Genomic DNA, 13,680 nt, shown 5'->3' on the forward strand with positions numbered 1-13,680 from the left:
CAGACCGTGCGCGAGCCAAGCCCGATTAGGTGTTTGAGGGCACTCTTTAGGCAGCCCACGATGGACGAGAGGACTACCCAAATTGCGTGTGACCGCGGGCGTATCAGTAGCTGCTTTCTTTGCTTACTTTCTTTGCAGCAGCAAAGAAAGTGAGTGCCGCCCCGCACAGGGGCAGTGCTAATAGACCGACGCGAAAACGGGATCCGGCGAAACCAAGCCAAGCCAACCCAACCCGGGCTCCGGCGAAACCCACGCCAAGCCAAACCGGCTCCCGGAAGAAACCGGCATCCGGCAAAACCCGAACCAAGCGAAAACCACAAGGCAAAAAGCAAGAAAACCGCGTCATACTTGGACGCATGAAGGCCGATTACCTCCGAACCGCGCTTTCCTTCCGCCTGGCGGCCCCCTCCGATGCTGCGGAAATCGCGCGCATCCACGTGAAGGCCTGGCAGGCCGCCTATCGTTCCATCTTCCCCGCCGAATACCTCAATTCGCTTTCCATTCCGAAACGCCGTGCCCTCTGGTCCGAGCTGATCGCGCGCGGCATGCCCCGCATAATGCTCGCCGAACGCGACGACATCATGCTCGGATGGATCGCATGGGGCCCGTCACGCGATAACGACAAAGGCAGAACGGATGCCGAAATCGAAGCCATCTATATCGACCCGGCACACTGGCGCCAGGGCGCGGGAAGAATGCTGATCGATGAAGCGATCAACGCCGCGGCAAGCGAAGGCTATCGGGAAATGACGCTCTGGGCGCTCGAAGAAAACGTGCACGGCCTGCGCTTCTACAAGGCGCTCGGCTTTGCACTGGACGGCGTGTTCCGCACCGAAAGACTCGGCGGATGCGAAGTCTGCGAAACGCGCCTTCACATGGCGATCTGAACGCTCAGGCCACCATCGCGGGAACGGCAGCCAGCGGCGGCACCTGCTTGCGCCGCTCGCGCGTCGGCGCCGTGCCGAACGCATCGCGATAGCTCTTCGAGAAATGACACGCCGACTGAAAACCGCACGCCATCGTGATGTGCATGATCGACATGTCGGTCTGCAGCAGCAATTCACGCGCGCGCCGCAAGCGCAACGTCAGATAGTAATGCGTCGGCGTCATGCCCAGATGTTCGCGGAATAGCCGCTGCAGTTGCCGTTGCGACATGCCCGCGAGCCGCGCCAGTTCCTCGCGCGACAACGGCTCTTCGATGTTGTTCTCCATCAGCGAGATGACTTCGAAAAGCGACTTGTTCGCGGACCCCAGACGCGCGACGAGCGGCATCCGCTGCTGCGCGCTCGTATCGCGCACATGCTCGACGATGAACTGCTCCGCGATCTGCGTCACCCGCGCGGTGCCGACGCGTGCCGCGATCAAGTTCAGCATCATGTCGAGCGGCGCGACGCCGCCCGTACACGTCACGCGATCGCGATCGACCACGAACAGCTCTTTGAGAAAGCGCGTGTCGGGAAACTCTTCTTTAAGCGCCGACATGTTTTCCCAGTGAATCGCGCACGCATAGCCGGCGAGCAAGCCCGCGCGCGCCAATGCATACGTGCCGGTGCAAAGCGAGCCGAGCACGCTGCCCGTGCGCGCGAAACGGCGCAAGGCAGAAAGATGCGCGGGCGTAGTCGCACGCTGCACGTCGATGCCGCCGACCACGAACACGATGTCGGGCTGCCCCACGCATTCCACCGGACCGGTATCGACGGAAAGCCCGTTGCTCGCCGTCACCGGCCCGCCCTCCGGACTCACGATCGACCAGCGATACAACGGCTGCCCCGTCAAGTAGTTCGCCATGCGCAGGACTTCGATCGCATTGGTGAACGCGATCATCGTGAAGTTGGGAAGCGGCATGAGCGCGAAGTGTGACAGCGACGCCGTGCGATCGGAGGACATGTGAGAACTGATTCCTTGGAATCTATTGAGTGGCGCCGTCATGCGCGGCGCTTACCACGCTTGCAATTTTGGTTGCGAGTGCAACTACCATGCCATCAGGCTAAACCCTGATCGATGAAGGGCATCGCGCATGCTCCGCTGCGCGCTCGCACTGACGCGGGGCCAGGCGCCGCAAGACATGCACTGCAGCAGCGCACGATCGTTCCGATGCAGTGCAACAGCCCACACAAAAAATTCGCTACACCGAAAAGGAATTCGCCACTTGTCGAAAACAGACGCGCATGTCGGAAAAGGTAAAGAACACGTCTGAATTCGTAAATTGACCGGCACGGCGAAAGTCAAGAATAGACGCAACGACGAAAGCGACGTCGAACGACCCCCACCTCTCAGGCGACACGGAGCACACCACGATGAGCACCCTCCACAACGACAGCATCATCATCGACGGACTGAACATCTCGAAGTTCGAGCGCTCCGTGTTCGAAGACATGAGAAAGGGCGGCGTCACCGCCGTGAACTGCACCGTGTCGGTGTGGGAAGACTTCCAGAAGACCATCGACAACATCGCGGAAATGAAGCAGCAGATCCGCGAATACAGCGAAATTCTCACGCTCGTCCGCACGACCGACGACATCCTGCGCGCAAAGAAGGAAAACAAGACCGGCATCATCTTCGGCTTCCAGAACTCGTATGCGTTCGAGGACAACCTCGGCTATATCGAAGTGTTCAAGGAGCTGGGCGTGAACGTGGTCCAGCTTTGCTACAACACACAGAACCTCGTCGGCACGGGTTGCTATGAACCGGACGGCGGTCTGTCGGGTTATGGCAAGGAAGTGATTCACGAGATGAATCGCGTCGGCATCATGGTCGATCTCTCGCACGTCGGCGCAAAGACGTCTTCCGATGCGATCGCCTGCTCGAAGAAGCCCGTCACGTACTCGCACTGCTGTCCGTCGGGACTCAAGGATCATCCGCGCAACAAGAGCGACGATCAACTGCGCGAGATCGTCGATGCGGGCGGCTTCGTCGGCGTGACGATGTTCTCGCCGTTCCTCAAGAAAGGCCCGGATGCAACGGTCGATGACTATCTCGAAGCGATCGGATACACCATCGATGTCATCGGCGAAGACAACGTCGGTATCGGCACGGACTTCACGCAAGGCTATAGCACCGAATTCTTCGACTGGATCACGCACGACAAGGGCCGTTATCGCCGCCTGACGAACTTCGGCAAGGTCGTGAATCCGGAAGGCATTCGCACGATCGGCGAATTCCCGAACCTCACCGCTGCAATGGAAAAGGCCGGCTGGAGCGAATCGCGCATCAAGAAAGTGATGGGCGAAAACTGGATGCGCTTCTTCGGCGAAGTCTGGAACGTCTGACCGTCAACGACAAATAAACAGGAACCCCGCGATGCAACCGCAACTGCCTATCGATGTCGATCCGCAAACCGGCGTCTGGACCACCGACGCGCTGCCGATGCTCTACGTGCCGCGCCACTTCTTCACGAACAATCACGTCGCCGTCGAAGAAGCGCTCGGCCGCGATACGTATGCCGAGATTCTCTACAAGGCCGGCTACAAGTCCGCGTATCACTGGTGCGACAAGGAAGCCGAGAAGCACGGCATCAGCGGCATGGCGTGCTTCGAGCATTACCTGAAGCGCCTGTCGCAACGTGGATGGGGACTCTTCACGATCGTCGAAGCCGATCCTGCGACATCGCATGCGCGCATTCATCTGCATAACTCGTCGTTCGTGCTCGCGCAGCCGGGCAAAGAGGGCAAGCTCTGCTACATGTTCGCGGGCTGGTTCGCGGGCGCGATGGACTGGGTGAACGACACGGCTCCCGACAGTACGAAGAAAGGTCCGCGCTCGAAGTCGATCGAAACCCAATGCGCGGCGGAAGGCCATTCGCATTGCGTATTTGAAGTGTCGCCGCTGTAAGCAAAGCTCAACTCCGAGGTCGATCGCGATGCGTTACCCGAACCTTTTCAAGCCTCTTCAGCTCAACAAGCTCACGTTGCGCAACCGCATCGTCAGCACCGCGCACGCGGAGGTCTATGCCGAACCGGGCGGTCTGCCCGGCGACCGCTATATCCGCTATTACGAGGAGAAAGCGAAGGGCGGCGTCGGCCTCGCCGTGTGCGGCGGTTCGAGCCCGGTGTCGATCGACAGTCCGCAAGGCTGGTGGAAGTCGGTGAACCTCGCGACCGACAAGGTCATCGATCCGCTCTCGCGTCTCGCCGAAGCCATGCATCGTCATGGCGCGTTCATCATGATTCAGGCGACGCACATGGGCCGCCGCTCCGCATGGCACGGCGAGCACTGGCCGCATCTGATGTCGCCGTCGGGCGTGCGCGAGCCGGTGCATCGCGGCAACGCGAAGATCATCGAAGTGGAAGAGATCAAGCGCATCATCCAGGACTTCGCGGCGGCCGCGAAGCGCGTGAAGGATGCAGGCATGGACGGCATCGAGATCTCGGCGGCGCATCAGCATTTGATCGATCAGTTCTGGAGCCCGCGCACCAACTTCCGTACCGATGAATGGGGCGGTTCGTTGGAGAATCGTCTGCGCTTCGGGATGGAAGTGCTGAAGGCCGTGCGTGAAGAAGTGGGCGCGGATTTCTGCGTCGGCCTGCGCATGTGCGGCGACGAATTTCATGAAGACGGTCTCTCGCACGAGAACCTCAAGGAGATCGCGCAGGCGATGTCCGAAAGCGGCCTCATCGATTATGTCGGCGTGATCGGTTCGGGCGCGGATACGCACAACACGCTCGCCAACTGCATGCCGCCGATGGCGCTGCCGCCCGAGCCGTTCGTGCATCTCGCCGCGGGCATCAAGTCGGTCGTGAAGCTGCCGATCATGCATGCGCAAAGCATTCGCGATGCAGGACAGGCCGAGCGTCTGCTTGCAAACGGCATGGTCGATCTCGTTGGCATGACGCGCGCGCAGATCGCCGATCCGCATATGGTCATCAAGATTCGCGATGGCCGCGAAGACGAAATCAAGCAGTGCGTCGGCGCGAACTATTGCATCGATCGCCAGTACAACGGTCTCGACGTTTTGTGCGTGCAGAACGCCGCGACGTCGCGCGAACAGACGATGCCGCACGTCATCGAAAAGACGCGTGGCCCGAAGCGCAAGGTTGTCGTGGTCGGCGCGGGGCCTGCCGGTCTCGAAGCGGCGCGCGTCGCGCGTTCGCGTGGTCATGATGTCGTGCTGTTCGAGAAGAACGATTATGTCGGCGGTCAGGTCATGCTCGCCGCGAAAGCGCCGCAGCGCGAGCAAATGGCCGGCATCGTGCGCTGGTTCGACATGGAAACGAAGCGCCTCGGCGTCGATCGCCGTCTCGGTGTCGCCGCCGACGAGAAGATGATCATGGCAGAGAAGCCGGACATCGTCGTGCTCGCGACGGGCGGTTCGTCGTTCACCGATCAGGTCCCTGCGTGGGGCGTCGAAGAAGGTCTCGCCGTGAGTTCGTGGGACATTCTTTCGGGCAAGGTCGAGCCGGGCAAGAACGTGCTCGTCTACGACGGCGTATCGACTCATGCGGGCGCGGGCGTAGCGGACTTCATCGCGTCGCGCGGGAATAACGTCGAGATCGTCACGCCCGATGTCAAAGTCGCCGACGACACCGGCGGCACCACGTTCCCGATCTTCTATCGCCGTCTCTATGCGCAAGGCGTCATTCATACGCCTAACTACTGGCTCGACAAGGTCTACGAGGAAAACGGCAAGAAGATCGCCGTGATCCGCAACGAGTACACGGAAGAGCAGGAAGAGCGCGCGGTGGATCAGGTCGTGATCGAGAACGGCATCACGCCGAACGACGCGCTCTACTGGAAGCTCAAGCCCGAGTCGCTCAATCGCGGACAGATCGACGTGCACACGCTGTTCGCATCGCTACCGCAGCCGTCGTTGAGCGAAGAGCTCGGCAACGGACGCTTCCTGTTGTTCCGCGTCGGCGACTGCATCTCGATGCACAACATCCACAGCGCGATCTACGATTCGCTGCGCCTCTGCAAAGACTTCTGACGAGGTATTCGACGATGAACCCCGTGTTTGTCATCACCGCGCTGTTGTGGCTTTCGATGGCGGGCCTCGCGTTCGCCTTGCTCAAGCGCGCAGCGTACTGGCGCGAAGGCCGCGCGACGACGGCCGGCGCCTATGGATGGGCGAATCTGCTGACCATTCCGAAGCGCTATTTCGTCGATCTGCATCATGTCGTGGCGCGCGATCCGTATATCGCGAAGACGCACGTCGCGACCGCGGGTGGCGCGATCCTCGCGATGGCGCTCGTCTTCGTCAACTACGGTCTCGCGATCTATTCGGTGTGGCTCGACCGCGCGATCTTCCTCGCGGCGATCATCATGTTCGTCGGTGCGATGTTCGTGTACAAGCGGCGTCGCGCGAAGGACGTGCCCGCGCGTCTGTCGCATGGACCGTGGGACAGCCTGCCGTTGCTGCTCGGTTCGTTCGCGCTCGGTCTCGCGTTGTTCATGCTGCTGCCTGCATCGTGGATGTCCGGCGCGCTCGCGATCATCGTCGCGTTGCTGATCGCGGCGGGCGCGTACACGATGACCTTCGGCGCGGCGCAAGGCGGCCCGATGAAGCACGCGATGGCGGGTCTGCTGCATCTCGCGTTTCATCCGCGTCAGGAGCGTTTTCACGCGAAGGACGAGAACGAACGCGAAGTCGTGCCGCCGACGGCGCTCAAGAAGCCCGTGCTCGATGCGAAGGAATATGGCGTCGGCAAGCCGGTCGAGTTTCGCTGGAATCAGTTGCTGAGCTTCGATGCCTGCGTGCAGTGCGGCAAGTGCGAGGCCGCGTGTCCCGCGTTCGCATCGGGTCAGCCGTTGAATCCGAAGAAGCTGATTCAGGATCTGGTCGTCGGCATGGTCGGCGGATCGGACTCGCAATACGCGGGTAGCCCGACACCCGGCATTCCCGTCGGCAGGCATTCCGGCGGTCCGACCAAGCCGCTCATCTCGCAGATGATCGAAGCGGACACGATCTGGTCGTGTACGACGTGCCGCGCGTGCGTGCAGGAGTGCCCGATGCTGATCGAGCACGTCGATGCGATCGTCGACATGCGCCGCAATCAAACGCTCGTCGAAGGCAATGTGCCCGGCAAAGGCCCGATCACGCTCGCGAACCTGCGCGAGACCGGCAGTCAGAACGGTTTCGATATCGGCGCGCGCTACGACTGGTCGGTGGATTTGCAAGTGCAGGTCGCGCAGCCGGGACGCCCTGTCGATGTTCTGCTGATCGCCGGCGAAGGCGCATTCGACATGCGCTATCAGCGCACGCTGCGCGCGCTCGCCAAAGTGATGAACAAGGCGGGCGTCGATTACGCGGTGCTCGGCGGCGTCGAAACGGATACGGGCGACACGGCGCGGCGTCTCGGCGACGAAGCCACGTTCCAGCAATGCGCATCGAAGCTGATGAACACGCTGTCGCAATACCAGTTCCGTCGCATCGTCACGGCCGATCCGCATGTGCTGCATAGCTTGCGCAACGAATATCGCGCGCTTGGCGGCTACTACGAAGTGCAGCATCACACGGCGTTCATGGCGGAGCTCGTCGCGAGCGGCAAGCTCACGCCGAAGGCCGCCGCCGTGCTCGCGGACAAGAAAATCACGTACCACGATCCGTGCTATCTCGGCCGCTACAACGGCGAGACGGAAGCGCCGCGCAAGTTGCTGAAGACCATTGGCATCAAGGTCGTCGAGATGGAGCGTCATGGCATGCGCGCGCGTTGCTGCGGCGGTGGCGGCGGTGCGCCGCTGACGGATATCCCCGGCAAGCAGCGCATTCCCGATATCCGCATCGCGGATGCGAAGTCGGTCGGCGCGGAAGTCGTCGCGGTCGGTTGCCCGCAATGCACCGCGATGCTGGAAGGCGTGGTCGGTCCTCGTCCCGAAGTGCTCGACGTGGCGGAACTCGTCGCTGCGGCCTTGGAGTGAAGCGATGAACAACGACATCAAACGAATCGATCCGCGCCGTCCCTTCGTCATCACGGCCGATGGACTGAAGCGCATCACGCTCGGCGAAATCGGCAATGGCGTCGTGCTGAACTTCACGCACGGCGGCCACAAGGAAGCGACGAAGCCGCGCCGCACGACGAAGCCCGCGACGCGTTCGCTGCTCGTCGCGGCGCACACGGATCGCGGCGCGCTCGACGATCACGCGCGCCAGGCGCTCGCGGCCGCCGCCTTGCTCGCGGACGATCAGACCGAAGTCGTGCTGATCGCGTTCGGCGAGTTCAAGGACGATGCCGCCGTGCTCGGCGCGGATCGCTACGTCGCGCTGCCGGAGTTCGATCGCCGCAACTACGCGCCCGACGAAGAAGTGCGCGCGTTGACCGCCTGCGTCGCTGCGTTCCGACCGGCGCATATCTTCATGCCCGACAACGCAACCGGCGACGGCGATCTCGGCCGCCGCTACGCCGCACGCGCCGATGCGTCCATCGCGACGCAGGTCGTCGAAATCGATGCAGCGCATGTCGCGTCGTATGCACAGGCGGGTCGCGCGCTTGCATCGCGTGCATTGCCCGATATGGTTTTGCTTGCAGCTCATGCCGTCGATGCGAAGCTGCCCTTCGTCGGCGCGGGCGAGGCGATGAATCCGCAAGGCATCGTGCCGGCGGCGAAAGCGAGCGCTTACGTCGACCTCGGCATCGAAGAGATGGACGCGGCGCAGGTCGCGCTGGAGGAAGCGGACTTCATCGTGTCGGCGGGCAACGGCGTGTCGGACATCGCCGCGTTCGAAGCGCTCGCGGGCACGCTGGGCGCGGCGATCGGCGCGAGCCGCGTCGCCGTCGACGATGGCAAGTTCACGCGCGACAAGCAGATCGGCGCGACCGGCAAGACCGTCGAGGCGAGCGTGTATATCGCGTTCGGCATTTCGGGCGCGGTTCAGCACTTGCAGGGCATCAAGGATTGCCGCCACGTCATCGCCGTGAATCTCGACGCCAGCGCGCCGATCGCGAAGCGCGCGAATCTGACGATCGTCGCGGACACGCAGGAAACGATCAAGGCACTGACCGATGCCGCCGCCGCCGCACGCGCCGCGCGTGCCAGCGGCGGATCGATCGCGCAGACCGCGCACATCGCCGAAGGAGTCGCTGCATGAAGATCGCCGTTCTCGTCTCCACCGGACGTCATCCCGTCAGCGGCGCGGCGCGCTACAGCCGCAACGACGCCGCCGCGCTGACCATCGCCATCGGCATCGCGAAGACGCACGGCGCGCAACTCGACGTGTTGCACGCGGGCGATCCGGCTAATCCGGCGTTGCAGGAATATCTCGCGCTCGGCGCGTCGAAAGTCGAAGTGCTCAACACGCAAGGCGATGCGTGTGCGGCCCTCGCGCAAAGGCTTGCGGGTTACGAGCTCGTGTTCACCGGCACGCGCGCCGAAGGCGCTTACGACAGCGGCACGCTGCCGTACAAGCTCGCGGATGCGCTGAACGTTCCGCTCGTCGGCGCGGCGGTCGATGTCAGCGTGACGAAGGAAGGCGTCGAAGTGCGCCAGTTCATGCCGAAGGGCTTGCGCCGACGCGTGCGCGCGCCGCTGCCCGCGCTCGTCGCCGTGCATCCATTGGCCAACGCCGCGCCGCGCTACGCCTATGCGCGCATGCGCGAAGGCCACGTCGCGCCGGTCGCCGCGAGCGCGCCCGTCGACAAGGAAAGCACGGCGTGGCGCATCGGCCCGATGACGGCCAAGCCCAAGAAACTCGCCGCGCCGGAAAAGCGCTCGGGCCACGCGCGCATGCTCGGCGCGACGACGACCGAAAGCCGCGGCGGAAGCGTCGTAATTGAAGGGAGTTCCGTCGAAAAAGCACAAGTGATTCTGGCGTATTTGCGCGAGCATCAACTCGTCGATTACTGATTTCTCGACCCACATCGACCCACATACAGGTGCACACGATGAAAGTTTCGGCAGACGTTCGCGCAATGATCGAACGCCGCAAAAAGGGCCACACGCTCGAGGCGCCGTTCTACACGAGCGAAGAGATTCACGCGCTCGACCTCGATGCCATCTTCCGCAAGACCTGGATTCAGGTCGCCGTCGAGCCGGACATTCCCGAGCCGGGCGATTACACGACGATCGAGATCGGCAACGATTCGATCCTGATCGTGCGCGACGACGATATGGAAATACGCGCCTTCTACAACGTGTGCCGGCATCGCGGCGCGCGCCTGTGCAATCAGGAGAAGGGCTCGCTCGGCAATATCGTGTGCCCGTATCACAGCTGGACCTACAACCTCTCCGGCGATCTGATGTTCGCCGAGCACATGGGCGACCAGTTCGACCGCTGCAAGCACAGCCTGAAGAAGGTGCATGTCCAGAATCTCGCGGGCCTCATCTTCGTCTGTCTCGCCGATGAACCGCCCGCCGATTTCGCCGTGATGCGCGAAGCGATGGAGCCGTATCTCGCGCCGCACGGTCTGAAGGATTGCAAGATCGCGGCGAGCATCGATATCGTCGAGAAGGGCAACTGGAAGCTCACGATGGAGAACAATCGCGAGTGCTATCACTGCGTCGCGAATCATCCAGAGCTGACCATTTCGCTTTACGAATACGGCTTCGGCTATCAGCGCTCGCCCGCGAACGAAGAAGGCATGGCGGCGTTCGAGAAGACCGTCGAAGAGCGCACGAAGCAATGGGAAGCGATGTGCCTGCCGTCCGCGGAAATCGAACGCCTCGCCGATCTCGTGACGGGCTTTCGCACGCAACGTTTGCCGCTCGATCGCGATGGCGAATCGCAGACGCTCGATGCGAAAGTCGCATCGAAGAAACTGCTCGGCGGCTTCGAGCGCGCGGACCTGGGCGGCTTGTCGTTCTGGACGCAGCCGAACTCGTGGCATCACTTCATGAGCGATCACATCGTGACGTTCTGCGTGATTCCGCTTGCATCGGGGGAAACGCTCGTCCGCACGAAGTGGCTCGTGCACAAGGACGCGCGCGAAGGCATCGATTACGACGTCGACAATCTCACCGCCGTGTGGCGCGCGACGAACGATCAGGACCGCACGCTCGTCGAGTACTCGCAACTCGGCGTCGCGAGCAACGCCTACGAACCGGGTCCGTACTCGCCGTTCACGGAAGGTCTCGTCGAGAAGTTTTGCGAGTGGTACATCGGACGTCTTGCCGATTACGCCGATACGCCCGAGCACGGCGTCGATGCGTCGCTCGGTGAGAAAGTCGTTTCCTTCATGCGCTGACAGCCTCGTAGCAGGAGTAGAACATGATGCGCGATCAGGCTACTTTCGAGCCGACCGACAGCCGCGTGACCCAGCCGAAGTTCTGGGGGACGCTGCCCGTGCGCTGGAATTGCGACACGGACGAGACGCTCGTCTGCTGTCACGTCCGGCAGGAAACGCACGACGTCAAGAGCTTTTTTTTCAAGGCGCCGGGTGAGCGCACGTTCGTCTTCGAGCCGGGGCAGTTCATCACGCTGGAGCTCGAGATCAACGGCGAGCAGATCAATCGCTGCTATACGATCTCGTCCGCGCCGACGCGCCCGCACACGATCTCCATCACGGTGAAGCGCGTGCCGGGCGGACCGGTGTCGAACTGGCTGCACGATAACCTCGTCGCGGGATCGACGGTGCGCGTGCTCGGGCCATCGGGCGAATTCACGTGCGCGCGTCATCCGGCGCGCAAGTATTTGTTCTTGTCGGCGGGTTCGGGCATTACGCCGCTCATGTCGATGAGCCGCGCGCATCACGAACTCGGCGACGATGCCGACATCGTGTTCGTGCATAGCGCGCGCACGCCGGATGACATCATCTTTGCGCGCGAGCTCGATCTCATCGCGTCGAATCACAAGAACTTCCGCACGGCGTTCGTGTGCGAGCGGGTCGGCACGCGCACGAACTGGCCGGGCGTGACGGGCTTTCTCACGCTGCCGCTCCTGAAGCTGATCGCGCCGGACTTTCTCGAGCGCGAAGTCTTCACGTGCGGCCCGGCGCCGTATATGAAGGCGGTGCGCGATCTGCTCGATGCAGGTGGTTTCGATCGCAAGCATTATCACGAGGAGAGCTTCTCGTTCGGCGTCGTCGAGGAAGTCGCGGCTGAACTGACGACGGCGCATGTCGCCGAGGCCCTTGCGACGCAGACGGATTTCGTCGAAGCGCGCGAGGAGGCGGTCGGCTTTGCGCCCGCGCCGACAGAGCCCGTCGAGATCATCGAAGCGCCTGTTGAAGCCGCGCCCGTCGTCGATACGAAGTTCAAGGTGAGCTTCGCGAAGAGCCGGCGCGACATCGAATGCGGCAGCAACGAACATGTGCTCGATGCGGCGAAGAAGGCGGGCGTGCGCTTGCCATCGTCGTGTACGCAGGGCATGTGCGGGACGTGCAAGGTCAAGCTCGTGTCGGGCGAAGTGAGCATGAAGCATGCGGGCGGCATACGTCAGCGCGAGATCGATCAGGGCATGGTGCTGCTGTGCTGCAGCAAGCCTATGAGCGATCTCGTCGTCGACAAGTAAGCCCTGAGGGGCGCGTCGTTTCTTGACAACTGAGTGTCGGAAAAGTGCGCTACGCGTCAATTCTGGCTGGTGATTCTGTTCGCTACACGGCGTGGGGCCGCTAAGGGGAAACCAAATGAAACCGATGAGAAGAATGCTCGTTTTGGGGGCGATGAGCGCCGCCCTCGCATCGAGCCTGATGGCAAACGCCGCGGATAAGCCGACGATCAAAATCGGTTATGTCGAGGGCTGGGACGATAGCGTGGCGACGTCGAACGTGGCGGCGCGCGTGATCGAGAAGAAGCTGGGTTATCCGGTGCAACTGGTGCCGGTGGCCGCGGGCGTGATGTGGCAGGGCGTGGCGCGCGGCGATCTCGACGCGACGCTGTCGGCGTGGCTGCCGGTCACGCATGGCGCATACTGGAACAACTTCAAGTCGAAGGTCGTGAATCTCGGTCCGAACTTTCAGGACGCGAAAATCGGCTTGATCGTGCCGGAGAACGTCGACGTCAACAGCTTGAGCGATCTCGAGGCGAAGAAGGCGGAATTCGATTCGCGCATCGTGGGCATCGATGCGGGCGCGGGCGTGATGCAGAAGACGAGCGAAGCGATCAAGGCTTATAACCTCGACTACAAGCTGCTGCCGAGTTCGGGTTCGGCGATGACGGCGGAACTGGCGCGTTCCGAAGCGGCCAATAAGCCGATCATCGTGACGGGCTGGAAGCCGCACTGGATGTTCGCGAAGTACAAGCTCAAGTTCCTCGAGGATCCGAAGAAGGTGTTCGGTGAGTCGGAGCACGTCGATAACGTGATCAATCCGGAGCTGGAGAAGAAGGCGCCGCAGGTGGTGGCATTCCTCAAGAAGTTTCAGTGGAAGCCGGGTGAGATCGATAGCGTGATGCTGGCGACGCAAAATGGAGAGAAGCCGCAGGCGGCGGCGGATGCGTGGATCAGCGCGCATGGGGATCGGGTGGAGTCCTGGACTAAGTAATTTTTTTCGTTGGGTTTTTGGGTCTTTGGGCGTTTGGGCAAACGCTGAGCGTCGTGGGTTATGCCTGCGGCGCTTTTTTTTTGGGGTTTTGCTTTTGGCTTTTGGCTTTTGTTTCCGCCGGATCCCGGATCCCGTATTCGTGTCGGTCTATTAGCACTGCCCCTGTGCGGGGCGGCACTCACTTTCTTTGCTGCTGCAAAGAAAGTAAGCAAAGAAAGCAGCTACTGATACGCCCGCGGTCACACGCAATTTGGGTAGTCCTCTCGTCCATCGTGGGCTGCCTAAAGAGTGCCCTCAAACACCTAATCGGGCTTGGCTCGCGCACGGTCTG

11 protein-coding genes are annotated in these 13,680 nt (G+C 62.1%); 10 read left to right on the forward strand and 1 reads right to left on the reverse strand.

Features of this window, described 5'->3' with window-relative positions; translation table 11 throughout:
- Positions 1–119 precede the first annotated feature (119 nt).
- Entirely contained in the window at positions 120–887 is a 768-nt protein-coding gene (locus tag NCT05_RS15690) for a GNAT family N-acetyltransferase (protein WP_250502678.1), read from the forward strand.
- Positions 888–891: 4 nt separating this feature from the next.
- Here NCT05_RS15690 and NCT05_RS15695 read toward each other — a convergent pair whose 3' ends face one another.
- On the reverse strand, positions 892–1,887 hold the full coding sequence (locus NCT05_RS15695) for a GlxA family transcriptional regulator (RefSeq protein ID WP_250502679.1): 996 nt from the start codon (positions 1,885–1,887) through the stop codon (positions 892–894).
- A 410-nt stretch (positions 1,888–2,297) separates the two neighbouring features.
- Here NCT05_RS15695 and NCT05_RS15700 point away from each other — a divergent pair, with 410 nt between their 5' ends.
- From NCT05_RS15700 to NCT05_RS15740, 9 genes are all read left to right on the forward strand, one after another.
- Positions 2,298–3,269 carry a dipeptidase gene (locus NCT05_RS15700; RefSeq protein ID WP_250502680.1) on the forward strand — a complete coding sequence of 324 codons (972 nt, stop codon included), beginning with the start codon at positions 2,298–2,300 and terminating at the stop codon, positions 3,267–3,269.
- 31 nt (positions 3,270–3,300) lie between these two features.
- Positions 3,301–3,831, forward strand: a complete 531-nt coding sequence (locus NCT05_RS15705) for a DUF5943 domain-containing protein (RefSeq protein ID WP_250502681.1) — start codon at positions 3,301–3,303, stop codon at positions 3,829–3,831.
- Positions 3,832–3,859: 28 nt separating this feature from the next.
- Positions 3,860–5,923, forward strand: coding sequence for an NADH:flavin oxidoreductase (locus NCT05_RS15710; protein ID WP_250502682.1), 2,064 nt, complete (start codon positions 3,860–3,862; stop codon positions 5,921–5,923).
- 14 nt (positions 5,924–5,937) lie between these two features.
- The gene (locus NCT05_RS15715; RefSeq protein ID WP_250502683.1) at positions 5,938–7,854 is read left to right on the forward strand and encodes a (Fe-S)-binding protein; all 1,917 of its coding nucleotides are present in this window, start codon (positions 5,938–5,940) and stop codon (positions 7,852–7,854) included.
- 4 nt (positions 7,855–7,858) lie between these two features.
- Entirely contained in the window at positions 7,859–9,022 is a 1,164-nt protein-coding gene (locus NCT05_RS15720; RefSeq protein ID WP_175982383.1) for an electron transfer flavoprotein subunit alpha/FixB family protein, read from the forward strand.
- Positions 9,019–9,777 carry an adenine nucleotide alpha hydrolase family protein gene (locus tag NCT05_RS15725; RefSeq protein ID WP_250502684.1) on the forward strand — a complete coding sequence of 253 codons (759 nt, stop codon included), beginning with the start codon at positions 9,019–9,021 and terminating at the stop codon, positions 9,775–9,777. The genes NCT05_RS15720 and NCT05_RS15725 overlap by 4 nt, the downstream gene beginning before the upstream one ends.
- Before the next feature lie 38 nt (positions 9,778–9,815).
- Positions 9,816–11,114 (forward strand): aromatic ring-hydroxylating oxygenase subunit alpha, encoded by a 1,299-nt coding sequence (locus tag NCT05_RS15730; protein WP_175982385.1) that lies wholly within the window; start codon positions 9,816–9,818, stop codon positions 11,112–11,114.
- A gap of 23 nt (positions 11,115–11,137) precedes the next feature.
- Positions 11,138–12,379 carry an FAD-binding oxidoreductase gene (locus NCT05_RS15735; protein WP_409014144.1) on the forward strand — a complete coding sequence of 414 codons (1,242 nt, stop codon included), beginning with the start codon at positions 11,138–11,140 and terminating at the stop codon, positions 12,377–12,379.
- Positions 12,380–12,512: 133 nt separating this feature from the next.
- The gene (locus NCT05_RS15740) at positions 12,513–13,349 is read left to right on the forward strand and encodes a glycine betaine ABC transporter substrate-binding protein (protein ID WP_409014143.1); all 837 of its coding nucleotides are present in this window, start codon (positions 12,513–12,515) and stop codon (positions 13,347–13,349) included.
- Positions 13,350–13,680 lie beyond the last annotated feature (331 nt).

The organism is Caballeronia sp. AZ7_KS35, assembly GCF_023631045.1.
GTDB lineage: Bacteria > Pseudomonadota > Gammaproteobacteria > Burkholderiales > Burkholderiaceae > Caballeronia > Caballeronia zhejiangensis.